This window comes from Achromobacter spanius (genome assembly GCF_002812705.1).
Taxonomy (GTDB): Bacteria; Pseudomonadota; Gammaproteobacteria; order Burkholderiales; family Burkholderiaceae_B; genus Achromobacter; species Achromobacter spanius.
Window position 1 is genome coordinate 260363 of record NZ_CP025030.1, and the last position, 23135, is coordinate 283497.

The 23135-nt window shown below is 64.9% G+C and carries 22 protein-coding genes and 1 riboswitch; of the genes, 11 read left to right on the forward strand and 11 right to left on the reverse strand.

Annotation, left to right across the window (positions count from 1 at the left end; genetic code table 11):
• Positions 1 to 252: 252 nt before the first annotated feature.
• Both CVS48_RS01330 and CVS48_RS01335 read right to left on the reverse strand, forming a co-directional pair.
• A complete protein-coding gene (locus CVS48_RS01330) occupies positions 253 to 588 on the reverse strand; it encodes an AzlD domain-containing protein (protein ID WP_100852923.1) in 336 nt (111 codons plus the stop codon).
• Positions 585 to 1334, reverse strand: a complete 750-nt coding sequence (locus CVS48_RS01335) for an AzlC family ABC transporter permease (RefSeq protein ID WP_167400933.1) — start codon at positions 1332 to 1334, stop codon at positions 585 to 587. The genes CVS48_RS01330 and CVS48_RS01335 overlap by 4 nt, the downstream gene beginning before the upstream one ends.
• Positions 1335 to 1643: 309 nt before the next feature.
• On the opposite strand from CVS48_RS01335, the gene CVS48_RS01340 reads away from it, so the two are divergent.
• Genes CVS48_RS01340 through CVS48_RS01350 form a run of 3 tightly spaced genes read left to right on the forward strand, consistent with a single transcriptional unit; the run spans position 1644 to position 3449 of the window.
• Entirely contained in the window at positions 1644 to 1862 is a 219-nt protein-coding gene (locus tag CVS48_RS01340) for a zinc-finger domain-containing protein (RefSeq protein WP_100852924.1), read from the forward strand.
• 46 nt (positions 1863 to 1908) lie between these two features.
• Entirely contained in the window at positions 1909 to 2331 is a 423-nt protein-coding gene (locus CVS48_RS01345; protein ID WP_050447305.1) for a YybH family protein, read from the forward strand.
• 17 nt (positions 2332 to 2348) lie between these two features.
• Positions 2349 to 3449: a YheT family hydrolase gene (locus tag CVS48_RS01350; protein WP_100852925.1), complete on the forward strand. Its 1101-nt coding sequence runs from the start codon at positions 2349 to 2351 to the stop codon at positions 3447 to 3449.
• Positions 3450 to 3491: 42 nt separating this feature from the next.
• Here CVS48_RS01350 and CVS48_RS01355 read toward each other — a convergent pair whose 3' ends face one another.
• Entirely contained in the window at positions 3492 to 5015 is a 1524-nt protein-coding gene (locus CVS48_RS01355) for a M48 family metalloprotease (RefSeq protein ID WP_172616213.1), read from the reverse strand.
• Positions 5016 to 5072: 57 nt separating this feature from the next.
• On the opposite strand from CVS48_RS01355, the gene galU reads away from it, so the two are divergent.
• Entirely contained in the window at positions 5073 to 5924 is an 852-nt protein-coding gene (gene galU / locus CVS48_RS01360) for a UTP--glucose-1-phosphate uridylyltransferase GalU (RefSeq protein ID WP_100852926.1), read from the forward strand.
• A 25-nt stretch (positions 5925 to 5949) separates the two neighbouring features.
• On the opposite strand, the gene CVS48_RS01365 is transcribed toward galU, so the two are convergent.
• The 5 genes from CVS48_RS01365 to CVS48_RS01385 form a co-directional block, all read right to left on the reverse strand.
• Positions 5950 to 6822, reverse strand: coding sequence for a cytochrome c oxidase assembly protein (locus CVS48_RS01365; protein WP_100852927.1), 873 nt, complete (start codon positions 6820 to 6822; stop codon positions 5950 to 5952).
• Positions 6823 to 6920: 98 nt separating this feature from the next.
• Entirely contained in the window at positions 6921 to 8027 is a 1107-nt protein-coding gene (locus CVS48_RS01370; RefSeq protein WP_100852928.1) for a porin, read from the reverse strand.
• A gap of 76 nt (positions 8028 to 8103) precedes the next feature.
• Positions 8104 to 10908 (reverse strand): magnesium-translocating P-type ATPase, encoded by a 2805-nt coding sequence (mgtA, locus tag CVS48_RS01375; protein ID WP_100852929.1) that lies wholly within the window; start codon positions 10906 to 10908, stop codon positions 8104 to 8106.
• Between the two features lie 434 nt (positions 10909 to 11342).
• Positions 11343 to 11681, reverse strand: coding sequence for a hypothetical protein (locus tag CVS48_RS01380; protein ID WP_050447311.1), 339 nt, complete (start codon positions 11679 to 11681; stop codon positions 11343 to 11345).
• A 459-nt stretch (positions 11682 to 12140) separates the two neighbouring features.
• Entirely contained in the window at positions 12141 to 13148 is a 1008-nt protein-coding gene (locus CVS48_RS01385) for a sodium:calcium antiporter (RefSeq protein WP_100852930.1), read from the reverse strand.
• Between the two features lie 79 nt (positions 13149 to 13227).
• Positions 13228 to 13393, reverse strand: a riboswitch (yybP-ykoY riboswitch).
• Between the two features lie 135 nt (positions 13394 to 13528).
• Between CVS48_RS01385 and CVS48_RS01390 the strand changes: the two genes are divergently transcribed.
• On the forward strand, positions 13529 to 14872 hold the full coding sequence (locus tag CVS48_RS01390) for an aminopeptidase P N-terminal domain-containing protein (RefSeq protein WP_100852931.1): 1344 nt from the start codon (positions 13529 to 13531) through the stop codon (positions 14870 to 14872).
• Positions 14873 to 14909: 37 nt separating this feature from the next.
• Here the strand turns inward: CVS48_RS01390 and CVS48_RS01395 are convergent, their stop codons facing one another.
• Positions 14910 to 15374 (reverse strand): TM2 domain-containing protein, encoded by a 465-nt coding sequence (locus tag CVS48_RS01395; RefSeq protein ID WP_100852932.1) that lies wholly within the window; start codon positions 15372 to 15374, stop codon positions 14910 to 14912.
• Between the two features lie 90 nt (positions 15375 to 15464).
• Between CVS48_RS01395 and CVS48_RS01400 the strand changes: the two genes are divergently transcribed.
• From CVS48_RS01400 to ruvA, 6 genes are all read left to right on the forward strand, one after another.
• Entirely contained in the window at positions 15465 to 16628 is a 1164-nt protein-coding gene (locus CVS48_RS01400) for a UbiH/UbiF/VisC/COQ6 family ubiquinone biosynthesis hydroxylase (RefSeq protein WP_100852933.1), read from the forward strand.
• 152 nt (positions 16629 to 16780) lie between these two features.
• A complete protein-coding gene (gene dusB / locus CVS48_RS01405; protein WP_167401075.1) occupies positions 16781 to 17806 on the forward strand; it encodes a tRNA dihydrouridine synthase DusB in 1026 nt (341 codons plus the stop codon).
• A 36-nt stretch (positions 17807 to 17842) separates the two neighbouring features.
• Positions 17843 to 18082, forward strand: a complete 240-nt coding sequence (locus CVS48_RS01410; protein WP_100852935.1) for a helix-turn-helix domain-containing protein — start codon at positions 17843 to 17845, stop codon at positions 18080 to 18082.
• 105 nt (positions 18083 to 18187) lie between these two features.
• Entirely contained in the window at positions 18188 to 19777 is a 1590-nt protein-coding gene (gene purH, locus CVS48_RS01415) for a bifunctional phosphoribosylaminoimidazolecarboxamide formyltransferase/IMP cyclohydrolase (RefSeq protein ID WP_100852936.1), read from the forward strand.
• A complete protein-coding gene (gene ruvC, locus CVS48_RS01420) occupies positions 19777 to 20325 on the forward strand; it encodes a crossover junction endodeoxyribonuclease RuvC (protein ID WP_100852937.1) in 549 nt (182 codons plus the stop codon). Before purH ends, ruvC begins: the two co-directional genes overlap by 1 nt.
• A 139-nt stretch (positions 20326 to 20464) precedes the next feature.
• Positions 20465 to 21037, forward strand: coding sequence for a Holliday junction branch migration protein RuvA (gene ruvA / locus CVS48_RS01425; protein ID WP_100852938.1), 573 nt, complete (start codon positions 20465 to 20467; stop codon positions 21035 to 21037).
• On the opposite strand, the gene CVS48_RS01430 is transcribed toward ruvA, so the two are convergent.
• Both CVS48_RS01430 and CVS48_RS01435 read right to left on the reverse strand, forming a co-directional pair.
• Positions 21034 to 21960 carry a complex I NDUFA9 subunit family protein gene (locus CVS48_RS01430; protein WP_100852939.1) on the reverse strand — a complete coding sequence of 309 codons (927 nt, stop codon included), beginning with the start codon at positions 21958 to 21960 and terminating at the stop codon, positions 21034 to 21036. The two genes, ruvA and CVS48_RS01430, sit on opposite strands and share 4 nt — an antisense overlap.
• 140 nt (positions 21961 to 22100) lie before the next feature.
• Positions 22101 to 23066, reverse strand: a complete 966-nt coding sequence (locus tag CVS48_RS01435; protein ID WP_100852940.1) for a threo-3-hydroxy-L-aspartate ammonia-lyase — start codon at positions 23064 to 23066, stop codon at positions 22101 to 22103.
• Positions 23067 to 23135: the final 69 nt, after the last annotated feature.

Genomic DNA, 23135 nt, shown 5'->3' on the forward strand with positions numbered 1-23135 from the left:
CCGATACGGCTTCACGGACAATCGGCACCCTGCCATGCAGGCCAGCGGGCGCATTCTGGATTCGATACTTATGAGGGCAGTACCAGGCCCGGATTGCTGTGGATAACTTGGATTTTAGCGCAGGCGCCTTACCACAAGGTCAAACCGTGGTTTCAAGCGGGGGCACGAAGCATCGCCGGGCAATGGGCGCGCCCGCTTCCCGGCGATTCGGAGTGTCCACCAGATGGACTAATCATGATTAAAGACCGGACATCAACCGGCTAACCAGCGTAGTCCCCACAACACCAGCATGCCCGCCACAATGACCAACACGGCGCTGCGGGTACGCAAAAAAACCAGGATGGCGACCAGGCCGGCCACCAATTTGTAATCGAACACCGGGCCCAAGCCCGCCTTCCAGGGCAGCAGGTCGGGCACGACGATGGCGGTCAACGCGGCGGCGGGCGCATAGCGCAACGCGCGACGCACGCCATCGGGCAAAGGAATGTAGTCGCCAAACAGCATGAAGCCGGCGCGCGTCAACACGCTGCACAAGGCCAGCAACAGGATGGCCGAATAGACGTAGATCTCGGAAGGCCAGAGGGTCATGGGCGCGCCTTGAAGAATCGTTCGGCCCACATGCCGGCCACCACGCCGGCCACGACGGCCGCCGCCAGCCCCAGCCGCAAAGGCAGCACCTGCCCCGTCCAGGCGACCACACCGGCAGCCAGCATGGATACCAGCATCGGCTTGGAACTGGCCAGCGGCACGGTGATTGCCAGCAGCGCCAGCACCGCGGCGAAATCCAGCGACCACCCGGTGGGCACCATGGTCCCCAGATAAATACCTACGATTGAAGATGATTGCCAGACCAGCCAGCCTGGCACGATCGTGCCCAGGAAGAACCACAGTTGGTCGCGCGTGCCGCGTTCGGCCGAATCCCCGTAACGCGGCATGAACAGCACGAAGCCCATGTCGGTGGTGAAGTAGCCCAGCCCCAGACGCTTGGGCCAGGACAGGTGGCGGAAGTACGGTTGCAATGCCGCGCCGAAGATGATGAAGCGGAGGTTCACGACGAAACCCGCCGCGAAAATCAGCCACAGCGGCGCGCCCGTGGCAATCAGCGGAAGCGACGTCAGTTGGGCCGAGCCCGCGTACAGCAGCAGGGTCATGGCCAGCGCCATGGATTCCGTCAGGCCGGACTTGACCATGGCCACGCCGGTTACCAAGCCCCAGGTCGCGGTGGCGATCAGCGCGGGCACGATGGCGTGGACGCCCGAGCGAAACGCGTTCAGACGTTGCTGGCGAACCGCACCGGGATCTTCGGATTCAGGAAACGCGGATTCAGAGGACAACGGCTGACCCCTGGCGATTCGGACAGGACGACATGGGAACTCTTACGGATTGCGTGGGCCGAATGGCACCACGCCGGTGCGCGAATAGGCCAGTATTGTAACCCCGCCGCTTGATACAATAGGCGCCTGAAATTTCTTGGCTGGTGGCGGCCTGGCGCACTCCAAAATCGACCGTGGTGAATGGCCGCGTCCCGAAGTACCATCACTGGCTACGTAAGATGCGATCTTATTTCGTCATTCGCGCGGGCGGTCCCAGACCGGCCACCTTGCCCAACCTGCCGTTTATCGGTTTTTTATTCAGGAATATCCATGACCGCTGCTGCCCCGGCCGCCGTCCCCAACGCTCACGAAGTCATTGAAGTCGGCGCTGAAGACCTGCCCGTTTTCTGTCCCGGCCCGAAAGCGCCGCTGTGGAGCATGCACCCCCGCGTCTTCCTGGACGTGGCCCGCACCGGCTCCGCCAGCTGCGCCTACTGTGGCGCGCAGTACCGCCTGAAGGCCGGCACGGTGCTGCACGGCCACCACTAAGCACGCCGACGCCGCCCCGCCGCACAACGCCACCGTCACAGCAGCCATGTTTGCCACACCCGAAGAAGCCGAACACGCATTCTACGAAGCCCTCGAACAGGGGGACAGCGTCCGTCTGATGCAGGTGTGGGCCGACGACGAAGAAGTCATCTGCATCCACCCTGGCGGCCTGCGCATCGTCGGACACTCGGCGGTGCAGGAATCCTGGCAACAGGTGCTGTCCAACGGCCCGCTGCACGTACGTCCATTGCGCCCCCTGGTCATGCTGAGCATGATGTGCGCGGTGCACGTGCTGGTTGAGCAGGTGGCCGTACGCACGCGGGAAGGCATGCAGTTTGCAAACTGCTACGCGACGAACATCTACCACAAGGGCCCAACCGGCTGGCGCATGGTCATGCACCATTCGTCTTCGGCGCCCACGGAAGCCGGGGTGCTCGACTTGCACGACGTACCCGACATGCTGCATTGAATCGGGTGGATTTTTAGTTGGCCGCTGCTCGTCTTGACTCGTCCCCCTGCCCCGTTCCCTCCTGGTTGCCCGGAGGCGACAGCCAGACGGTCTACGCGTCCCTGTTCGCGCAATACCATCGGATCGCCTTCGTGCGGGATCGGGTGGACACGCCCGACACTGATTTCGTGGACTTTGACTGGACCGGCCCGGGGCTGTTTCCGCACAAGGCCGCCGATGGCGCGCCTGTCAGCGGACAGGGGCCTGTCGCCAACGGCAAAACCGCCGCGGCGCGCTGGATGACGGCGCCCGACTGGCAGTCCCTGCCGCAGACACCCGACACGCCCGCGCTGATCCTGCTGCACGGTTTGGAAGGCGGCAGCAACAGCCGTTATGCCCAGTCCATCGCCCACTACTTCCGCGCTCGCGGCTGGATCGTGGTGATCGCGCATTTTCGCGGTTGCTCCGGGGTTCCCAACCGGCTGGCCCGTGCCTACTACTCCGGTGATTCCGCCGAAGTGGGCTTTTTGCTGAACACGGTGCGCGACCGCATTCCCCATGCACGCTGGCACGCGGTGGGCGTTTCGCTCGGCGGCAACGCGCTGCTGAAGTACCTGGGCGAACATCAGGAAGACACTCCCTGGCTGACTGCCGCCGCCGGCGTGTCGGTACCGCTGGATCTGGTCGCCTGCGGCAAGACCTTGTCCACCGGTATCTTCAACCGCCGCGTGTACACCGCTCATTTCCTGAAAACGCTCAAGCACAAGGTGCTGGAAAAGGCGCATCGCTTTCCAGGTTCAATCGACGTGATGCGTATCGCACACGCTCACGACCTGCGCGAATTCGATGACACCTACACCGCGCCCATGCATGGCTTTCGCAACGCGCTGGATTACTGGACGCGCGCGTCCAGCAAACCCTGGCTGCCCAAGATCTCGGTACCCACACTGGTTCTCAACGCGCGCAACGATCCGTTCATCCCCGCGGCCTCGCTGCCCAAGCCGGAAGATTGCTCGCCTGTGATCTTGCTGCACCAACCCAGCGACGGCGGGCATGCGGGATTTCCCACGGGCGCGTTTCCCGCGCATCTGAACTGGTTGCCGCAACGCCTGGGGCGCTTCTTCGAAACGGGCCTGTAGGGCAACGCGCCCGGCGTTCAGCCGGGGCGCGCGCCTGCCGCGTCAACCCGATCTGAAGCGTTCCAGCAACTGCCGCTCTTCGGCCAGCTTGTCTTTCACTTCCTTGATCTGCACGTCGATCTGCGATTGTTCGTAGAAATCGGTGGACAGCCCGCGCGCTTGCTGCAACTGCGACTCCGCAGCGGCGAACGCGCCGGTCATCACATAAAAGCGCGCCAGGTCGCGGCGCGCCTGCACCGGTCTGCCGTTGCGTTCTTCGCTTTGCGCCAGCATCTGATAAAGACCGGGTTCGTCGCTGCCCCACTGCTTGATCTTCGCGCGCAGATAGTCTTGCGCGTCGGCATGGCGGCCATTGCCTTGCAACGCCTGGGCATAGGCGATGCCCAGCGCCCGCTGGTCGGGCCAGCGCTTGGTGGCCGACTGCGCCAGTTCCAGCGCGCGCGGGTAGTCCTTGCGGGCCAATGCGATATCGACGCTGAGCTTGGCAAGCTGGGCGGAATTGCGCCCCCCGGCCGTAGCCAGATTCCAGAGCCGCTCCGCTTCCGTCAGGTTGTTGCGCTGAAACGCCTGCAAGGCCAACCCATAGTAGGCAGCCGACTGGCGTACGCCGGACAGCGCCTGCGCCTCATCCTGCAATTGCTGGCCAGCCGACCGCAAGCTGACGGCATCGCGCCCCTGCACCACGCGCATCTTGGCGCGCACGTACCAGAAGTCGTCACTATCAATATGGCGCGAGGGCGGCAGCGAGCGCACGCGGTTCTGCACATCGGACATACGCTCGATGGACAGCGGGTGGGTGCTGGCCCACGAGCCCCCGCCCGCGCCCTCGTTCAAGCGCGAGGCGTTCATCAGGCGCGAGAACATCTGCGACATGCCGTCGGCGTCGTAGCCCGCCTTGGTCAGCATCTGGAAGCCGGCGCGATCCGCCTCGCGTTCGGCGTCGCGTGAAAACCCCAGTTGGCGGTTGATGGCCGCCGCCTGCCCAAACGCCGCGACGCCCATCGCCAGGTTGCCGCCGCCGCCCGCCAACGCCGCCAGCAGCGCGCCCGCCAGGCTGGCCAGCATCACCATGCTGTTCTGGCTCTGCTGCGTCATGCCGCGCGCAATGTGGCGCTGCACGACGTGGCCGATTTCGTGCGCCAGCACAGCGGCCAATTCAGATTCGCTGGCCGACGACACAATCAAGCCGGTATTCACACCGATGAATCCGCCGGGCATGGCGAAGGCGTTGATCTCGGGGTCGCGCACGCCGAACATTTCCACCTCGGGCACGGCGCCGGGCGCAAACGCGGCCAGCTTGCGGCCCATGGTCGTCAGGTATTGGCTGAGTTCAGGGTCATCCACATAGGTGGGATCGCGCCTGCCCTGCGACATGATGGCTTCGCCCAGGCTGCGTTCCAGCATCGGGGACAGCTCGGCGGCGGACGCCGCGCCCATGGATGGCAGGCCAACCGGTTGCGCCCAGGCGGCAACCGGAATGGAGGGGGCGATCAAGGCGGCGCTCAGGCCGAGAATGGCGCTTCGTTTCGCAATAGCGCAAATGGATGGCATTTTCCTGCGGTTCATAAGCCTATGATAGCGATGAGCTTAAAATGTTTCATCGATACTCCCAACGAGGTCTCAATGCGTCCCGTCCGTAAAGCCGTTTTCCCCGTCGCCGGGATGGGCACCCGCTTCCTCCCCGCCACCAAGGCGATGCCCAAGGAAATGCTGCCCGTGGTCGATAAACCGTTGATTCAATATGCCGTTGAAGAGGCCGTGGCCGCCGGCATCACCGACCTGATTTTTGTGACCGGCCGCAACAAGCGCGCCATCGAAGACCACTTCGACTCCGCCCCCGAGCTTGAGTCCGACCTGGAAAGCAAGGCCAAGCACGAGCTGCTTGCCATGGTGCGGGGCATTCTACCCGCGCATGTGAATTGCCTCTATATTCGCCAGTCCGCCCCGCTGGGCCTTGGCCACGCCGTGCTGTCGGCTGCCCCCGCCGTGGGCGACGAGCCCTTTGCCGTGTTGCTGGCCGACGACCTGATCGACGCCGACACGCCCGCCATGAAGCAGTTGGTGGACGTTGCCGTGGCGCAGAACGCCAGTGTGCTGGGCGTGCAGGACGTGCCGCGCGCCGATACCCGCAAGTACGGCATCGTGGCCACCCGTGCCGGCGAGACCCATCTGGATCCCCGCACCGAGCGCGTCACGCACATTGTTGAAAAGCCCGAACCCGACGTCGCTCCGTCGACGCTTGCCGTCGTGGGTCGCTACGTACTGGAAGCCGCCATCTTCGACCATCTGCGCTCGACCAAAATGGGCGCGGGCAATGAAATCCAGTTGACCGACGGCATTGCTTCGATGATGCGCGAACGCGCCGTGTTCGCGCACCGTTTCGAGGGCGTGCGCTACGACTGCGGCAACAAGGCCGGCATGTTCCAGGCCACCGTGGCGCTGGGCAAGAAATACCACGGCCTGATACCGGAATAAGCCCCGGCCCGAGCCCAGGCCCGCGCTAGCCCGATAGCGCCGCCCGAGCCTTGGCCCGGGCGCGCGCATCGCGGTCCACTTTGCGCAGCCGCCCCTTGGCGGACAGGCGCATCAAGGTGCCAAGCGCCACCATCAATCCAATCACCTCGACCAGCGCGGCGGGGATCCACATGGTCAGGCCGCCGATGGTCTGGTCCGTTTGGGCCGACATCGCGATGGCGCGGCCGCACAGTTCAAACAAGGGATAGATATCGCTTTCGGTGAAGGCGATGACAGCGCCCGCCACCATTTGCGGAAGCATGGTCAGCACGGGGGATATGACACGACCGCCCGGCGTCATGGCCGCGGGTGGCGCGGGGCGGCGGTCCAGGATCAGGTTCCAGTACATGAAGCCGCTGATCACGACAGACCAGTTCATCAGGCGGTACAGCCGCCAGTCCAGCATGGAATAGAACTGCACCGACGGAATCAGCCAGATCAGCACCAGAAAGACGAACAGCGCGGGAACGAAGATTTTATTGGTCAGCACCGCGACCGTGACCCGACCGCTGCGCGTGCGCAGGAAATCACGCAGACGAATGCGCCAGGCCATCGGCAGGCCGGCGCGCATGACTTGACCCGGAAAGGCCGCCATCACCAGCAGCGGGCCCAGGTGGTGCAGCACCAGATGCTGGATGCGATGGATGAAGAACATCCGCTCGGCGTAGTAATCCACCCGAGTGTGCAGCGACAGATACAACAGCACCAGCCCCGCCCAGAACAGGAAGCGGCGCCCCCCGGTCACATGGTGCACACGCTGGCCACGCACGAACAGCACGATCGCCACCACGAAGGAAGCGACCAGCGTGGGAGAGAACTCCCAGGGTATGAGCCATTCAAGACTATCCATGCGGGCCATCCGAAAGACACCGGGTAAGACAAAGGCGGCGACTTGCGCCAACCCGTGCGCTGATTGTAGTAGACCGCGCCGGCCCGTGGTCCGGTGGGTCAGCAGGATCAGAAGTGATGCGAAACGCCCGCTCCGACGCGCGTGGTGTGGGAATGGGCGGGGTCAAACTGGTTGTCCAGCGTGTAGTGGGACGCATAGCCGGCAAAGCCGTAGAGCGTCGTGCGCGCGGACAGGGCATAGGTATAGCCCAAGGTCGCCACCTGCGCCTTGCGCGCCGTCATGCCGTTGTCCCATTGCCAGTCGGGCTGCGCCATCGACCACTGCACCAGCACGGCGCCGGGGCCGACGGGCACGCTGGCGCCCAGCAGCCAGGCATTGATGGTGCCGCCCTGCACAAACGGGGCCGGACCCAGGCCCAGGCCTGGCATGTCGGCGTCACCCCCGTTCAAGCCCACATAGCCGTTTTTCTGGCGCGACCAGGCCAGCGACACCTTGAGCACGTCAAAGTCGACGGCCGCGCCCAATTGCACGGCGCGAGGCCGCTTGCCACCGCCAGCCGGGGAATCCGCCAACTGCAATTGGTCCCAGGTGGCCACGGCCAGCAGCGGGCCGCTTTCGAACTTCAAGCCGGCGCTGGCGGCGCGCGGGTTCTGCCGGGTCCGAAAATGATTCTGGCCGTCGGCATCAAAGGAATAGCCGACGCCGATTTGAAAACCGTTCCAGTCCGCCGACGTGACGTTCACCATATTGCTGAACTGGAAGTTGTCCGAGGCCTTGAACGTGGCGCCCATGCCCATGTCCTTCCACGAGGCGATTTCCAACGCGGACCCGTAGATCTGGCCGATGGTGTTTTGGCGCCCAATGCGGACCTCGCCGTAGCGGTCGCTGCCCACGCCCACCCAGGCCGCGTAGTTGAACAGGCGGCCATCATCTTCCGACTTGCCGCTGGACGAATCGAAGCCGCTTTCCAGGCGAAAGCGGGTGCGCCAGCCGCCGCCCAGATCTTCGGTTCCCGACAGGCCCCATAGCGAATCCGTCAGCCCCCCGTTCAACACGGCAGCGCGGCTGCCTTGGCCGGACACCCGGGTCACCGCCACGCCGGCGTCAACCACGCCGTACAACTGCAGGCCAATGTCTTCAACCGCCGCCGCGGCGGCCAGCGCCGGCGGCAAGGTCAGGCCCGCCATGAGGGCCTTGCAAAATGCTTTTTTCATGCTCTTCTCCTATCAGGGCGGACACCCTCGCCCGCCCTGTCCGGTGTGGCCTTATTATCCTGGCCTCACCGTAGTCTTATTGCCAGCCGTATCGGCGTACCCAGATGCCCTTCAGAAACTGCGTCAGCACGCAATAGCTCAGCAACACCCCCACCAGCCAAGGGAAATACGCCCACGGCAAGGCCTGCAACTGGAAGTACTCAGCCAGCGGCGAGAACGGCAACGCCAGGCCTAGCACCACCACCATCGCCGTCATGGCCAGCAATGGCCACGCCGCGCGGCTTTGCAGGAAGGGAATCCGGCGGGTGCGGATCATGTGCACGATCAGGGTCTGCGACAGCAGGCCTTCCACGAACCAGCCCGACTGGAACAGCGTCTGATGCTCGGGCGCGTTGGCCTGGAAGACGAACCACATGATGGCGAACATGGCGATGTCGAACAGCGAGCTGATCGGACCAAAGAACACCATGAAGCGCCCCAAGCCGTCGGCATCCCATTGCTGCGGCTTCTTCAGCAGTTCTTCATCGACGTTGTCGAAAGGAATCGCCGTTTGCGAAATGTCGTACATCAGGTTTTGCAGCAGCAGATGGATCGGCAGCATTGGCAGGAACGGCAGGAAGGCGCTGGCCACCAAGACCGAGAACACGTTACCGAAGTTGGAGCTGGCCGTCATCTTCAGGTACTTGAGCATGTTGCAGAAGGTCTTGCGGCCTTCGATCACGCCGTCCTCCAGCACCATCAGGCTCTTTTCCAGCAAGATGATGTCGGCGGCTTCCTTCGAGATATCCACCGCTGAATCCACCGAGATGCCGACGTCGGCGGCGCGCAGGGCCGGCGCGTCGTTGATGCCGTCGCCCATGAAGCCCACCGTGTCGCCTTGCGCGCGCAGGCTGCGCACGATGCGCTCTTTGTGCGCGGGAGTCAGCCGGGCGAACACGTTGGCGCGGCGCACGGCAATGGCCAATTGCGCGTCGTCCATGGCCTCGATGTCCGCGCCTAGATAGACGTGGCGCACGTCGAAACCCACTTCGCGGCAAACCTTCTGCGTGACCAGTTCCACGTCGCCGGTCAGCACCTTGACCTCGATGCCTGATGCTTTCAGCGCCGCCAGGGCCGGGGCGGTCGATTCTTTTGGCGGATCCAGGAAGGCCATGTAGCCCACCAGCACCAAGTCGGATTCGTCGGCCACGCCATAGGTCAACTGCGTGGGCGGCATTTCCTTGACGCCCACCGCAATCACACGCAGTCCATCGCGGTTAAGTTCCGCCGTCACGCGCCGGATATCCGCGCGCCGCGCATCCGTCAACGGAAGCACCGAGTCGCCCACGCGCAGCCGCGTGCAAGCCAGCAGCATTTCTTCCAGCGCGCCCTTGCAGATCAGTTCGTGATGGTCTCGGCCGTTCTCGGTTTCATTGACTACGACGGACATCCGGCGACGCGAGAAATCAAAGGGAATTTCATCGACCTTGCGGTACCTGGCGGCCAGGTTCAGGCTGCGCTTGACCTCCGCGTGCTGCAGCACCGCCACGTCCAGCAGATTCTTCAGGCCAGTCTGGTAGTAGCTGTTCAGATAGGCATAGGCCAATACGTCGTCGCTGCTGGATCCGTAGACGTCGGTATGCCGTTCCAGCACGATGCGGTCTTGCGTCAGCGTGCCGGTCTTGTCCGTGCACAGCACGTTCATCGCGCCCAGGTTCTGGATGGCGTCCAGCCGCTTGACCACGACTTTACGGCGCGACATCCGCAAGGCGCCCTTGGCCAGCGTGGCCGTGACAATCATCGGCAGCATTTCGGGGGTCAAGCCCACGGCAATGGCCAGCGCGAACAGCAGCGCCTCCAGCCAATCTCCCTTGGTGAAACCGTTGATGAGCAACACGATGGGCGCCATCACCAGCATGAAGCGGATCAGCACCCAGCTGACGCGGTTGATGCCCTGCTGAAACTGCGTCGGCGCACGGCTGGCTTGCGTCACCCGGCCGGCCAACTGGCCGAAATAGGTATTGGCGCCCGTGGCGATGACCAAAGCGCTGCCCGAACCGCTGACCACGTTGGTGCCCATGAACGCCATGTTTTCGAGCTCAAGCGAGTTCTCGGTCGCTTCGCGCTGGACGGCATGCTTTTCAACCGGCAGCGACTCGCCCGTCAACGCGGCCTGGGCGACGAACAGGTCTTTCGCGTTCAGGATCCGGCAGTCGGCGGGAATCATGTCACCCGCAGACAGCAGCACGACATCGCCCGGCACCAGCTCGGCCAGCGGCACTTCCATCTGGTGCGAGCCCGAGTCATGCAAAGGGGCGCCAAACAATCGCCTGGCGTTGCCGGCCGCCGGCGCCTCGGCGTTCACGCGCAGCACGGTGGCGGTGTTCTGCACCATGGCCTTCAGCGCTTCGGCCGCGCGGTTCGACCGCAATTCCTGAGCAAAGCGCAGCACGGTGGAAATCACCACCATCGACCCGATGATTGCCACCGCCGTCCACGATTTGTCGTCAGGCTCGGCCATGCGCACATCGGTCAGCCACGACAGGCCTGCCAATGCGGTCAGCAGCAGATTGAAGGGATTGCGATAGGACAGCCACAGGTGGGATACCCAGGAGAGCGGCTTTTCATGGTCTACCTCGTTGGCGCCATGGCGTTCACGCGCCGCTTGCGCCTGGGCTTCCGACAGGCCGCCCCGGCCGCTGGCCAGCTGCGAGAACAAGGCATCAAGCCCCATGCGCGACCGCTCCAGCATGTGGCGGTTGGCGCGGCGCGAAGCCTCGGACGGCGTCGACACGGCGCCGCTTTGGCCGCCCTGTTCAAGAATGGGAGTGCGCCGGAAATGCCGGCTTGCGCGCCGCCGGCCCGAGGCGGACGAAAAAAATGATTTCAGGAAGGTAAACATCGGAGTGCTCCGGTTCTTGTTTGATTTCTTGTCGGAGACACGGGCGCGCCCACCCTCGGGGCCTGACACGCGGGCAGCGGCGGGCCGCGGCTTTCACGCTGAAAGCCGTCAAGCCGCCCCTGATGGGCGTGCGCAGGCACCGGGGCAAAGTTGCCGGTGTCCGGATCGCATTGAAGTCGCGCCGGAGTGCGTAAAACGGAAAGGGAGCTAGCTAGGAATCGAGTCCGGCGCCTTCGGGCGCGTCCGTCGTCAAAAACGGGGCCTAGGCCGGGGATTCATTGCTGCGGAGTCCGCCAGAACCGGGATGAAGTCCGGCCGGTCGGCTCGCAAGAGTAGACAGGTCAGACAGGCATGCCGGCGCCACACACAGGGCGCAATCGAGGGTCAGGGTCTAAGGCACTAGGCATGATCTCTCCTGTGGGAAACAGCGGTTCTCAAGCGGCCATCGCGGCGGCTTGCGCGCCGAAATGCACGTGGCGAACGGCGGGGTTGGCGCTGAGGCGGCGCGCTTGCGACATCAATTCAGCGCGCAATTCGGGCGGGCAATTGACGGTGATGCAAGCTGAGGCCAGGTTCGGGTCGCGGCCTTGGTCGACCTGCACTTGCGAGACATCCAGGCCGGCGGCGCTGAAGTCCAGGCAGATCTGCTTGCGCAAGGCGCCCAATTCGTCGCGCGGACAAATGACCGTCAAACGCGACGTGCCGCGACGGCGGCTCAGGGCGGTGGCACGGTCTACGCCAGCGCGGCGTAGGAACAAGTCGAAGAAACGCATAACGACCTCCATTGCAAGATGGGGAGCGGTATCGCGAGTACGCGAGCAGCCGGACGCGGCGCATGACGGACGAACACAAGACGTGCACGAACGCTGACGCTGCGACTAGCGGCGGTTCTGGCGGTTTACGTTGGGGAATTTCCCGGCAAGCCGAAGGCCTGCGCTATTGCCCGGGTAGAAGCCCGAAGCTTGGGATACGCCGCAACCTGTATGACAGGATGCGGCAGATGGAGCTCTGCGTGTTTCCTGTCAGACAGCGATGTCGATGCAAGATCGACTACTTTCGCCGGAATCGGTATTCACGAAGACTGCTCCTGAGATGGATAACGGACGGATTTTACGCGGGTTTCCACTGATGGACAAGGTTTTTGCGGTTTAACGTCACAACGATGCAAAAAAGATAAAGCGGCGCAAAAGCGCGTCGGCCTCGCGCCGCTTTTCCCATTCACCTTGCCAGCGTCAGGCGTAGAAATGCCACCCCAGATAGGTGGCGAACAAGGCATAGAAACCACCCACCGCCGACAGTGCCGGCACGGTCATCACCGAGCGGCGGAAACGCAGCCACAGCAGGCCGATCGACAACATGGTGAACAGGCCGGCCGCCAGCAAGGGGGCGTCCAGCAACCACGGCGTCATGAAGATCCCCAATGAGCTGGGAATGGTCGCCTGGATCATCATCGCGCCCGAAATATTGGCCAGCGCCAGGCGTTCCTTGCCCTGGCGCACCCAAATCAGCGCGTTCATGATTTCCGGAAGTTCCGTGGCCACCGGCGCCAGCAGCAAGGCCGCCACGTGGGGCGAGGCGCCCATGGCAATGCCCAAGAGCTCGATCTGGTTCACGAAGACGTGCGACGCGCCGGCAATGACAAGCAACGCCAGGATGGTTTGCGTGGCGGCCCAGAACATGGACGGGTCGGTGTCGCTGGGGCGCAGCTTCAGCGGTTCAAGGTCTTCGCAGTCGGCGCGCGCCTCGTCATGGCTGAGTTCGCGCCTGACGTACATGCCGTAGGTGGCCAGGAACAGGATGCCCAGCCAGGGCTTCCACGCAAAAGCCAGCAGGCCCAGGCCCACCTTGAAGAGGAAGATGCCCATGAACCAGGCCTGGTCGCGGGCCAACCGGCGCTGGTCCGCGTTGATACAGTTGGCTTTTTCCGGCTGGCCGCCGCGGCGTGCACGCCACAGGGCAATACCCACCACCGCGTACGCCAAGGTGGCCAACACCAGCGGGCCGCCCATGGCCGCGCCGACGCCGATGTCTTTCTGTTCAGGGGTGTCGCCGAACACGACCGCCATGAAGGTGACCGCGCTTTCCGGCAACGCCGTGCCAAAGGCCGCCAGAATCGTGCCGGTGGCGGTGGCGCCCAGGTGGAAGCGGTGTCCGACCCATTCCACGCCATTGACGAAGAATTCGCAGGCGAAGTAAATCACTGCCGCGGACAGGAAAAACAGAAACAGGGTGAGCAACATATGAATGCAGCCGGACGAGCAGAAACCAATTGGCGCGACGCAACGGCTCGCCCGGCTAGGGTGAACGCTACGCGGCCAAAGGTCTCGCCTGGCTGATCCATGCGGCGGGCAATGCCGCTTGCATGGAAACCGTTAGCGCCATGGAGTTCTAGCAACCGCTACGCGGCACTGAACCACCAAGTCTGTTGACGCTAACTCCTTTGGGGACAAAGGATGGCTACTCCCCAATGACAGAGCCGCGATTGTAGCAGCGCGAATCGGGCCGTCCAGTGAATCCCGCGCGGCGTTCGCGGGATCCGCATCCACTGTTGTTTGCGCGCGATAGCGGGGTAAAGTAGGCCGCATCCACATCTTTCGCGGGGTTCGCGCCCCTGCCCGCCATGAGCCTGCCTCCCGCTGACATCGCCCCGTTCGTCGCCCGCCGCCAACGCCTGATGGAACGGATGCGCGCCGATGGCGGCGGCATCGCCATCCTGCCGACCGCCCCCGAAGCCATCCGCAACCGCGACGCCGAATTCCCGTACCGCCACGACAGCGACTTTTTCTACCTCACCGGCTTCACCGAACCCGGCGCCTGGCTGGTGCTGATCGCGGGCGCGACGGACCGTGCCTTGCTGTTCTGCCGGCCGCGCCATGTGGAACATGAAATCTGGGAAGGCAAGCGGTTCGGCCCCGAGGCGGCGGCCGATACCTTCGGTTTTAATGATGCCCATCCGATCGATGCGCTGGATGAGTTGATTCCCAAACTGATGCTGGACCATCCCACGCTTTATGCGCCGCTGGCGGGCGACAAGCGCAGTGACGGGCGCCTGCACCGCTGGCTGGCCGCCGCGCGCGACGCTGGCCGCGCGGGCCACGCTCCGCCCGTCCGCCAACAGGACATCCGCGCGGTGTTGGCGGAAATGCGCCTGGTCAAGGACCCGGCCGAAATCGCCACCATGCGGCGGGCCGCCAAGATATCGGCCGGTGCGCACGCGCGCGCCATGCGGGTCACCCGCCCCGGCATGCACGAGTACGAACTGGAAGCGGAATTGCTGTATGAATTCCGCCGCCACGGCGCGCAGGCCGTGGCCTACAACAGCATCGTGGCGGCGGGCGCCAATGCCTGCGTGCTGCACTACCCGGCCGGCGAGGCCGTGCTGCGCGACGGTGACCTGGTCCTGATCGACGCAGGCTGTGAAGTCGACAGCTACGCCAGCGACATCACCCGGACCTTTCCCGTGAACGGACGCTACAGCGGCCCGCAGCGCGCGCTGTATGACCTGACCGTGGCGGCCCAGCAAGCCGCCGCGGCCGCCACAGCGCCCGGGCGCACGTTCAATGACGGCCACGAGGCCGCATTGCGCGTGCTGGCGCAAGGCATGCTGGACCTGAAATTGTTGAAAGGGTCGCTTGACGGCGTGCTGGAGTCCGGCGACTACAGCCGCTTCTACATGCACCGCACCGGCCACTGGCTGGGCTTGGACGTCCATGACGCGGGCGACTACCGCCAGCCCGGCCCGGCGCAAGGCGGCGACCGCCCGTGGCGCACACTGGAACGCGGCATGATGCTCACGATTGAACCGGGCATTTACGTGCGTCCGGCGGACGACGTGCCGGAAAGCTACTGGAACATTGGTATCCGCACGGAAGACGATGCGCTGGTTACTGATGAAGGCTGTGAACTGATCACGCGCGGTGTGCCGGTGGAAGCCAGCGAGATCGAGGCATTGATGCGCGAATAGGCGCGATCGAAAGGGAGAAAACGCGGGTGGGCTGGAACTACAACACCAGCCCGTCCAGCCACCCCATGGCCACCCAGACGTAGACCACCACCATGGCGATGGCGAACATCGACACCACCGACCCCACCAGACACGCCAGCAGCGCCACCAGCACCGGCCCCCAGCCCGTGGACGTGGGCCGGCCCAGCCCGGGGTTGTAGCGCCGGTCGAATTTTTCGTCGGACATCAGCGAAAACACGGCGCTTTCAATGAATCCGTCGATCATGGGAATGAACAACAGGAAGAAGGCGGGGTTGTCGTACCAGACCGGGTAATAGCGGAACGCACAGAACAGGCTGACTGCGGCCAGCAGTGTCACGGCCCAGGCGTAACGGCGGCCCAGATACCACCAGTGCGCACCCAGCCACCCAAACAGACAAGCCAGCAGCCCCACGGCGACCTTGCCGCGCGGACGTCGGGCGGGGGCGGCGGACAGTGAAGGTGAAGCCTGAACCTGCGTCATGGGAATCAACCTGGGGATCAACCGGAAAGGATGGGGCGCGGCCGGCCGCGCTGGCTGTGCCGGATTGTAGTGGACGGTTAAAATCCCGGCATGACTGCATCCGCCTTCGACATTGCGATTCTTGGCGCCGGCCCCGTGGGCCGCGTGCTGGCCCTGATGCTGGCGCGTGTGGCGCCGGACCCGGCGCGCATCGCCCTGCTCGCCGGTACCGCCCCGGCCACCCCCGCCGCCGCCGTGCCCGCCTCGGACCCCCGCGTGCTGGCCATGAACCACGGCAGCCGCGTGTTGCTGGAATTGTTGCAGGCCTGGCCCGAGCGGTCGGCTGATATTCGCAACATCCATGTGTCGCAGCGCGGGCGCCTTGGCCGCACCGTTATCCAGAACACGGATTTCGGCGTACCGCAGTTGGGCAGCGTGGTGGCCTATTCCGGCTTGCACGCCAAGTTGGACGGACGCGTGGCGGCCTGTGGCGTCACCGTGCTGCCTGGCCCCGGCGCCCTGATCGAACGCCAGGACGTGGACGGGGTGCACATCAAGCAAGGGGACCACACCCTGCTGTGCCAAGTCGCCGTACAGTCTGACGGCGCGGGCGCCACCGACGTACGCCGCGACTATGACCAGCATGCCGTCCTGACGACGGCCCACGCCACGCTGCCGCGCCGGGGCTGGGCCTGGGAACGCTTTACTTCCGAAGGTCCGCTGGCCCTGCTGCCGCATCCGCAGACGCCGGACGCCTATTCGGTGGTCTGGTGCAGCGCGCCGGAACGGGCCAAAGAACTGGCCGCGTTGGACAACGCGGCGTTCTCGTCGGCGCTGTCCGCCGCCTTTGGCGACCGCCTGGGCAGATTGTCGAGCCAAGCGCCCCGCCACGTTTTTCCGCTGGCACTGGCCGCCCGCCGCGCCCAGGTGCAAGGGCGCGTGGCCGCCATCGGCAACGCCGCCCAGACCCTGCATCCCGTGGCAGGCCAGGGCCTGAACCTGGGCTTGCGCGACGCCGCCAGGTTGGCCCAGACGCTGGCCGGCTGGCTGGCCCGGCCCGAGTCCAGCCCGACTTCCCTCTTGACCGAGTTTGCCCAGGCCCGTCAGGTCGACCGCGCCATCACCGCGGGCCTGACTGATTTGATGCCGCGCGTGTTCGCGACCGGTCTGGCCCCGGTTGAACATGCCTGCGGGCTGGCCTTGCTGGGAATGGATCTGGCGTCGCCGTTGCGCGCCCCGCTGGCCCAGCATCTGCTGCAAGGCTTTCGCGCCTGATCCACCCGCGATCCGAGCACAATCCGGCCCCGCCACCCGGCCCTGAAATGGGACCCTGGAATAGGGTCGGATCCGCCTGATTTCTCCCTTCTTGTTACCAAGCTGTCGCCCTCGAAAAATGGGGGTTTGATCGAGCCGGTTAAAATGTGACCATGCGCATAGGCCAGTGGACCCTTCCCAACAACGTTCTAGTCGCGCCCATGGCGGGCGTGACGGACCGTCCATTCCGACAACTTTGCAAGAAGTTGGGGGCGGGCTATGCCGTGTCCGAAATGGCCGCCAGCAACCCCAAGCTGTGGGACAGCGTCAAGACGTCGCGCCGCCTGAACCACGACGGCGAAATTGCGCCCATTTCGGTCCAGATTGCGGGCGCCGACCCGGCCATGATGGCCGAGGCCGCCGTCTTCAATGCCGGCAAGGGCGCGCGCATCATCGACATCAACATGGGCTGCCCGGTCAAGAAAGTGTGTAACGTGGCGTCGGGTTCGGCGCTGCTGCGCCATGAAGACCTGATCGTCCGCATCCTGGACGCCGTGGTGTCAGCCTGCGCGCCGTTGGGCGTGCCGGTCACCTTGAAGACCCGCACGGGTTGGGACCGCGACAGCCGCAACGCCTTGCGCGTGGCCAAGCTGGCCGAAAACGCCGGCATCGCGGCCCTGACGCTGCACGGCCGCACCCGCGCCGACCTCTATACGGGCGAGGCGGAATATGACACTATCCGCGCCGTCAAGGCCGAGCTGACCATCCCCGTGATCGCAAACGGAGATATCGACTCTCCTGAAAAAGCCAAGCACGTCCTGGATTACACTGGCGCCGACGCGGTCATGATTGGCCGGGCGGCACAGGGCCGTCCCTGGATCTTCCGCGAAATCGATCACTATTTGCGCACGGGCGTATCACTGGCCCCGCCCTCCCATGGGGAAATGCGCGAGCTGTTGCTTGAACATCTCGACGACCATTACCGCTTCTATGGCGAGCACACCGGCGTACGCACGGCGCGCAAGCATATCGGCTGGTATCTGGACGGCCTGCCGGGCGCGGATTCGTTCTGCGCCCGCATGAACCTGATCGACAATACCCGCGACCAGTGGCGGGCGGTGTCGGATTGGTTCGACACCCTCTCGCGCGACGGCGAGCCCCACCCGGCGCCGGTCGCAGAAGCCCTGCTGGCGGCATGACCGCCTCAACACCAACATAAAAATATCTGTACTCAAATGAGCAAGAAAGATGTCCTGGAAGAATGCGTGCGCGCCAGCCTGGAGCGCTATTTCGAAGACTTGGGTGAATCCGAGCCCCACGATATGTGGGACATGGTGATGCGCTGCGTTGAACGCCCGGCGCTTGAAGTGGCGCTGGAGCGATCGGGCGGCAACCAGTCGCGCGCGTCTGAAATGCTGGGCATCACCCGCAACACCCTGCGCAAGAAGTTGCTGGCGCACAATATCCAGGTATAGCTTTTCCGCGAGGACGGCCCCCCGGCGGGCGCCGCCCTCTCCCACGCCGATTTCCCATCCCGACCTGAACGAGAAAGGCGCACCGCCCGACTCCCGTCCCCCACCATGAAAATCGAAACCGCCCTGCTTTCGGTGTCCGACAAGACCGGCATCGTTGAATTTGCCCGCGCCCTGGCCGCGCGCGGCGTGCGCCTGCTGTCGACCGGCGGCACCGCCAAGTTGCTGGCCGACGCCGGCCTGACCGTCACTGAAGTGGCCGCCCACACGGGTTCGCCGGAAATTCTGGATGGCCGCGTCAAGACGCTGCACCCGAAGATTCACGGCGGCCTCCTGGCCCGTCGCGACAGCGCCGAGCACATGGACACCATCAAGGCGGCGGGCATCGATCGCATCGACATGCTGGTGGTTAACCTGTACCCGTTCCGTGAAACGGTGGCCAAGCCTGATTGCACGTTCGCCGACGCGGTCGAGAACATCGACATCGGCGGCCCGGCCATGCTGCGCGCGGCCGCCAAGAACCACGGCACCGAAGCAGGTGGCGTGACGGTCGTGATCGACCCGGTGGACTATTCGCGCGTGCTGGCCGAAATGGACAAGAACGGCAGCACGTCCTATGGCCTGCGTCTGGCGCTGGCCTCGAAGGTCTATGCCCACACGGCCGCCTACGACGGCGCCATCGCCGCCTACCTGACCAGCCTGACCGAAGCCGAACCGGCCCAGGAGGCCGTGCCGGCCCGTAACGAATGGCCCGGCACGCTGACCTTGCAGGTCAAGCAAGAGCAGGCGCTGCGCTACGGCGAAAACCCCCATCAGACCGCCGCCTTCTACGTGGACGCGCAGCGTCCGGCCGGCCTGTTGGGCAACTACCGCCAACTGCAGGGCAAGGAACTGTCCTACAACAACATCGCCGACGCCGACGCCGCATGGGAATGCGCGCGCAGCTTCGACGCGCCTGCCTGCGTCATCGTCAAGCACGCCAACCCCTGCGGCGTAGCCGTGGCGGCCAACACGCTGGGCGCTTACCAGCAAGCATTCAAGACCGACCCGACCTCCGCGTTCGGCGGCATCATTGCCTTTAACCGTCCGGTGGACGCCGCCACGGCCGAAGCCGTCAGCGCCCAGTTCCTGGAAGTGCTGCTGGCGCCCGCCTACGACGGCGCCGCGCTGGCCATTCTGGCCGCCAAGAAGAACGTGCGCGTGCTGGAAGTGCCGATGGGAGTGGGCCAGAACGCCTTCGACATCAAGCGCGTGGGCGGCGGCTGGCTGGTGCAAAGCCCGGACGCCTACAACGTGCCGCGCGATGCGCTGAAGGTGGTCAGCAAGCGCCAGCCCACCGAGCAGGAAATGAACGATCTGGCTTTCGCGTGGAAGGTTGCCAAGTACGTCAAGTCCAACGCCATCGTCTTCGTGGGCGGCGGCATGACCTTGGGCGTGGGCGCCGGCCAGATGAGCCGCATCGACTCGGCGCGCATTGCGTCGATCAAGGCGGAAAACGCCGGCCTGACGTTGAAGGGTTCGGCCGTGGCGTCGGACGCTTTCTTCCCGTTCCGCGACGGCCTGGACGTGGTGGTGGCGGCTGGCGCAACCTGCGTCATCCAGCCCGGCGGCAGCATGCGTGACGATGAAGTCATCGCGGCAGCCGACGAGCATGGCATCGCCATGGTGCTGACCGGCACCCGCCACTTCCGCCACTGATGCGCGTCCTGGGCATCGATCCCGGCTTGCGCCGCACCGGCTTCGGTGTGATCGATGCCGAGGGCTCGCGGCTGCGCTACGTGGCCAGCGGGACCATCGTGGTCCCGCCGGCACTGACGCTGGCCGAGCGCCTGAAAGTCATTCTGGACAATCTGCGCGAAGTGGCGCGCGACACCCAACCCGATGTCGCCGCGCTTGAAATCGTCTTTCTGAACACCAACCCCGCGTCCACGCTGCTGCTGGGCCAGGCCCGGGGCGCGGCGCTGTGCGCCTTGGCGGACAGTTCGCTGGCGGTGCACGAATACACGGCCTTGCAGATCAAGAAGGCCGTGGTGGGCACCGGCCGCGCCGCCAAGGAGCAGGTGCAGATGATGGTGCAGCATCTGCTGTCACTGGACGGCGTGCCCGCGCCCGACTCCGCCGACGCGCTGGCCTGCGCCATCTGCCACGCGCACGTCGGGCCCTTGCAGGACAAACTGGAACGGCTGGGCACGGCATTGCGCATGGGCGGCAAGACCCGTTTCCGCAACGGCCGCTTGATCGGCTGATTCCTGCCACGGGCGCGCGGCATTCAAGTGCGGCGCGCCGACAATTCCCCCACCCGACTCGCACGGCCGCTTGCGCGTATAGAATGCCCGCATTCGCCGCGCATTCCGCGCGCGCCATTGCTACCAGGCCATCATCACCATGATCGGACGCATTACCGGAACCCTGATCGAAAAGCTGCCTCCCACCATCTGCGTGGACGTGGGCGGCTTGGGGTATGACATCGACGTGTCCATGAGCACGCTGTATTCGCTGCCGGAAACCGGCGCGCGCGTCACGCTTTATACCCACCTGACGGTGCGCGAAGATGCGCACATCCTTTACGGCTTTGGCACCGCCAGCGAACGCAGCGCGTTTCGCGAACTGATCAAGGTCAGCGGCATCGGCGCGCGCACGGCGCTGTCGGTGCTGTCCGGCATGTCGGTGGCGGACCTGGCGCAGGCCATCACCTTGCAGGAAACCGGCCGTCTGACGCGCGTACCCGGCATCGGCAAGAAGACCGCCGAACGGCTGTTGCTGGAAATGCGCGGCAAGCTCGGCGCGGACATCGGCGCCACCTCGCACGCTACGCCGGACAACCAGTCGGACATCCTGAACGCACTGCTGGCGTTGGGCTATTCGGAAAAGGAATCGCTGTCGGCGTTGAAGACGCTGCCCGAAGGCGTGGGCGTGTCCGACGGCATCAAGCAGGCGCTCAAGGCACTGGCGCGCTAGGTCTGGGTAGTGCGCTGCAAATAACGCGGCGCCACGGCCTCAAGACCCGTCGGCACCACGTGCAATTCGGGCGCGATCGGACCCACGCAGATGTTGTCGCGGCGCAAGGAATCCAGGTTGTCGCGCGACATCAGCGGTTCGCCCGGCATGCATTCGAACAGGCGCGCCTGCATGCGCCCCACCCCCATGGGCACGGGAATCACGGGCCGAGGGTTGCCGCTCCAGGCCGCGCACAAGCGCGCGATCTCACCCAGCGTGTAGATCTGCGGGCCACCCAGCTCGTACGTCTTGCCGCAGGTGTGGGTATCGCCCAGCGCCGTCGCCATGGCCGCCACCACGTCGCCCACATACACCGGCTGCATGCGCGCATGCGCGCCCGCCAAGGGCAAGACCGGCAGCCAGCGAGCCAGTGATGCAAACATATTGGTGAAATTGTCGTCCGGGCCGAAGATGACCGACGGACGGAAAATGGTCCAGCCGCCGTCGTTGCCGGGTGAAAACTCGCTTTTGATGGCGGCTTCGCCATCGCCCTTGGAACGCTGGTACATGCTGTCGCCCTGCGAATCAGCGCCTAGCGCGCTGATATGCAGCAGGCGGCGGACGCCATGGCGCTGGCAGGCCCGCGCAATGCGTTGCGGCAGATGGACATGCGCGCGCGCAAAATCAGAGCCGTATGGCTTGCCGACGTTGCCGTGCAGGATGCCCACCAGGTTCACCACCACGTCGCAACCCGCGACCAGCTCGTCCAGCGCGGCATCGTCATGGATGTCGGTCTGGATCAGTGTGGTGGTGGGATGGACTTGCAGTTCGCTGCCGCGCGCCAACAGGCGGGTAGGCACGATGATCTGGTGCAGGTCGCCGGAAAGCCGGGCAATCAGGTGACGGCCGATGAAACCGGTGCCGCCGATGACAAGGATACGCATGCCGCAGCCCCCTGTTCGTCAGGATCGAGACCCGATTCTGCCCTGCACGGACAACAACCGCAAGCACGCATCGTCGGCCCGGGGTGCGGGCCGCTTGATGCGCGTCATGCGTGGGTCAATTCACCTGCCATTCTGGGGGGTCAGGACGCCAGCAGCTTGGCGTAGGCCGGAAGGTCGACGTTGCCGCCGCTGATGATGACCCCGACCCGCGCGCCCTGCACCGGCACCACGTTCTGCATGACCGCGGCCGCGGCCAGGCAGCCCGTGGGTTCCACCACCATCTTCATGCGTTCGGCAAAGAACTTCATGGTGGTGACCAACTGGGCGTCCGACACCGTGACGATGTCGCGCACATATTTCTGGATGAGCGGGAAGGTCAGGTTCCCCAGGTGGGTGGTGGCGGCGCCATCGGCCAAGGTCTTGGGGGCGGGAATTCGGACGATTTCACCCTTGCGCAGCGACTGTTGGCCGTCGTTGCCGGCTTCGGGCTCAACGCCGTACACCAGGCAGCGCGGGCTGAGCGCAAAGGCCGACAAGGCGGATCCCGACAACAGGCCGCCGCCGCCCAGGCAGACGAACAGATAGTCCAGTTCGCCCACTTCCTCGAACAATTCCTTGGCCGCCGTGCCCTGCCCCGTGATCACGTCTTCGTGGTCGTAGGGCGGGATCAGCGTGGCCCCGGTTTCGGCCTGGATACGCCGCGCGATCTGTTCGCGGTCTTCGGTGTAACGGTCATAGGTGACGATCTTGCCGCCGTAGCCTTCGGTGGCGGCGCGCTTGGCCGCCGGGGCGTCCAGCGGCATGATGATCGTGGCCGACACGCCCTGCAGCTTGGAGGCCAGCGCAATGGCCTGCGCATGGTTGCCCGACGAGAACGTCACCACGCCGGCGGCGCGCTGTTCGGGCGTCAGGCGCGCGATGGCGTTGTAGCCGCCCCGGAACTTGAAGGCGCCCATGCGCTGGAAGTTCTCGCACTTGAAGAAGATCGACGCGCCGCTGATGGCGTCGGCCGTGGCCGAGGTCAAGACGGGCGTGCGGTGTGCGTTGCCGGCCAGGCGCTCGCTGGCGCGCACGACGTCATCATAGGTAGGCAGTTCGGGCAGCATGGGAATCCGGTCCTTTGATAGCGGGGATGTCGAAACCCCAGGATCATAAACCCGCCGCGCCGATCGCGC

What these genes read in the sequence shown, in the direction of transcription:
- CVS48_RS01330 (WP_100852923.1), bottom strand. Translation starts at nt 588, where the DNA reads ATGACCCTCTGGCCTTCCGAGATCTACGTCTATTCGGCCATCCTGTTG.
- CVS48_RS01340 (WP_100852924.1), top strand. Translation starts at nt 1,644, where the DNA reads ATGACCGCTGCTGCCCCGGCCGCCGTCCCCAACGCTCACGAAGTCATT.
- CVS48_RS01345 (WP_050447305.1), top strand. Translation starts at nt 1,909, where the DNA reads ATGTTTGCCACACCCGAAGAAGCCGAACACGCATTCTACGAAGCCCTC.
- CVS48_RS01355 (WP_172616213.1), bottom strand. Translation starts at nt 5,015, where the DNA reads ATGAACCGCAGGAAAATGCCATCCATTTGCGCTATTGCGAAACGAAGC.
- galU (WP_100852926.1), top strand. Translation starts at nt 5,073, where the DNA reads ATGCGTCCCGTCCGTAAAGCCGTTTTCCCCGTCGCCGGGATGGGCACC.
- CVS48_RS01365 (WP_100852927.1), bottom strand. Translation starts at nt 6,822, where the DNA reads ATGGCCCGCATGGATAGTCTTGAATGGCTCATACCCTGGGAGTTCTCT.
- CVS48_RS01370 (WP_100852928.1), bottom strand. Translation starts at nt 8,027, where the DNA reads ATGAAAAAAGCATTTTGCAAGGCCCTCATGGCGGGCCTGACCTTGCCG.
- mgtA (WP_100852929.1), bottom strand. Translation starts at nt 10,908, where the DNA reads ATGTTTACCTTCCTGAAATCATTTTTTTCGTCCGCCTCGGGCCGGCGG.
- CVS48_RS01380 (WP_050447311.1), bottom strand. Translation starts at nt 11,681, where the DNA reads ATGCGTTTCTTCGACTTGTTCCTACGCCGCGCTGGCGTAGACCGTGCC.
- CVS48_RS01385 (WP_100852930.1), bottom strand. Translation starts at nt 13,148, where the DNA reads ATGTTGCTCACCCTGTTTCTGTTTTTCCTGTCCGCGGCAGTGATTTAC.
- CVS48_RS01390 (WP_100852931.1), top strand. Translation starts at nt 13,529, where the DNA reads ATGAGCCTGCCTCCCGCTGACATCGCCCCGTTCGTCGCCCGCCGCCAA.
- CVS48_RS01395 (WP_100852932.1), bottom strand. Translation starts at nt 15,374, where the DNA reads ATGACGCAGGTTCAGGCTTCACCTTCACTGTCCGCCGCCCCCGCCCGA.
- CVS48_RS01400 (WP_100852933.1), top strand. Translation starts at nt 15,465, where the DNA reads ATGACTGCATCCGCCTTCGACATTGCGATTCTTGGCGCCGGCCCCGTG.
- dusB (WP_167401075.1), top strand. Translation starts at nt 16,781, where the DNA reads ATGCGCATAGGCCAGTGGACCCTTCCCAACAACGTTCTAGTCGCGCCC.
- CVS48_RS01410 (WP_100852935.1), top strand. Translation starts at nt 17,843, where the DNA reads ATGAGCAAGAAAGATGTCCTGGAAGAATGCGTGCGCGCCAGCCTGGAG.
- purH (WP_100852936.1), top strand. Translation starts at nt 18,188, where the DNA reads ATGAAAATCGAAACCGCCCTGCTTTCGGTGTCCGACAAGACCGGCATC.
- ruvC (WP_100852937.1), top strand. Translation starts at nt 19,777, where the DNA reads ATGCGCGTCCTGGGCATCGATCCCGGCTTGCGCCGCACCGGCTTCGGT.
- ruvA (WP_100852938.1), top strand. Translation starts at nt 20,465, where the DNA reads ATGATCGGACGCATTACCGGAACCCTGATCGAAAAGCTGCCTCCCACC.
- CVS48_RS01430 (WP_100852939.1), bottom strand. Translation starts at nt 21,960, where the DNA reads ATGCGTATCCTTGTCATCGGCGGCACCGGTTTCATCGGCCGTCACCTG.
- CVS48_RS01435 (WP_100852940.1), bottom strand. Translation starts at nt 23,066, where the DNA reads ATGCTGCCCGAACTGCCTACCTATGATGACGTCGTGCGCGCCAGCGAG.